The sequence below is a fragment of the Streptomyces sp. CO7 genome (assembly GCF_053474865.1).
In genome coordinates this window covers 578,835-580,364 of the sequence record NZ_JBRIOU010000004.1, presented here as the reverse complement: position 1 = coordinate 580,364, position 1,530 = coordinate 578,835, and the positions used below count along the sequence as shown (strand labels likewise).

Annotated in this window: 1 protein-coding gene; it reads left to right on the top strand. The window is 74.1% G+C overall.

What is annotated here, in order from left to right:
* Window positions 1–148 precede the first annotated feature (148 nt).
* Entirely contained in the window at window positions 149–1,219 is a 1,071-nt protein-coding gene (locus ACOV8S_RS15470; protein ID WP_448318401.1) for an ABC transporter ATP-binding protein, read from the top strand.
* Window positions 1,220–1,530: the final 311 nt, after the last annotated feature.

Here is a 1,530-nt window from a genome sequence, read left to right as displayed (position 1 = left end):
TTCCGGTCCCGCCGCCTCGCCGGTGGGGGACCGCCGCCCGACCGCCCTCGCCTCGCCGCTGAGGACCGCCGCCCGACCGCCCTCGCCTCGCCGGTGGGGACCGCCGCCCGACCGCCCCAGCCGGCCGAACCGCCCGCCAGGAGAACCGATGGCCACCATGGCGCCCGTGCCCGGCACGGACACGACGACCGAGCCGATCCTCGAGGTCGAGGGGCTCGTCAAGCACTACCCGCTCACCCAGGGCATCCTCTTCCGCAAGCAGACCGGCGCGGTCAAGGCCGTCGACGGCGTCGACTTCGCCCTCGGCCGCGGCGAGACCCTCGGCATCGTCGGGGAGTCCGGCTGCGGCAAGTCCACGGTGGCGCGGATGCTGGTCAACCTCGAACGCCCCACCGCCGGGGTGATCCGCTACAAGGGCGAGGACGTCACCCGCCTGTCCGGGCGCGCGCTGAAGGCCGTCCGCCGCAACATCCAGATGGTGTTCCAGGACCCCTACACCTCGCTCAACCCCCGGATGACGGTCGGCGACATCATCGGCGAGCCCTACGACATCCATCCCGAGGTCGCGCCCAAGGGCGACCGCCGGCGCCGCGTCCAGGGGCTGCTGGAGGTGGTGGGCCTCAGCCCCGAGCACATCAACCGCTACCCGCACCAGTTCTCCGGCGGCCAGCGCCAGCGCATCGGCATCGCGCGGGGCCTCGCGCTGCGCCCCGAGATCATCGTCGCCGACGAACCGGTCTCCGCGCTGGACGTCTCGGTCCAGGCGCAGGTGGTCAACCTGCTGGAGCGGCTCCAGGACGAGTTCGGCCTCGCGTACGTCTTCATCGCGCACGACCTGTCCGTCGTCCGGCACATCTCGGACCGGGTGGGGGTGATGTACCTGGGCCGCATCGTGGAGATCGGCACCGACGGGCAGATCTACGACCACCCCACGCACCCCTACACGCAGGCCCTGCTCTCCGCCGTCCCCGTCCCCGACCCGCGGGCCCGCGACCGCCGCGAGCGGATCATCCTCACCGGGGACGTGCCCTCCCCGACCAACATCCCCTCCGGCTGCCGCTTCCGCACCCGCTGCTGGAAGGCGCAGCAGCGGTGCGCGGACGAGGTCCCGCTGCTCGCCGTCCCGGAGGCGTTCCGCGGCGAGGAGGGCCCGGCCGCCCATCCGTCGGCCTGTCACTTCGCCGAGGAGAAGCGGGTGGTGCCGCCCGACCAGCCTTAACAGCCCGGCAACCGCGCGGACTCCCGCGCGCCACACGCCTGCGGAAGACTGTGTCCCGTACGGCCGTGCGGGTGCCGTGAACCGGGCCGGGGCTCTCCAACAGCCCCGGCCCGTCCCCGCCTCCTCCGTCCGCGGGCGTGGCCGACGCACCCCACTGCGACCGGCTGCGCCTCACCCTTCCGCGGGCGGCTGCGCCCCACCCCCTTTCGGGCGGCTGCGCCTCACCCTTCCGCGAGCAGCTGGCCCACCCCCCTGTGGGCGGCAGCGCCTCATCCCCTGGGAGCGGCTGACCCAACCCCCCTGCGGGCGAC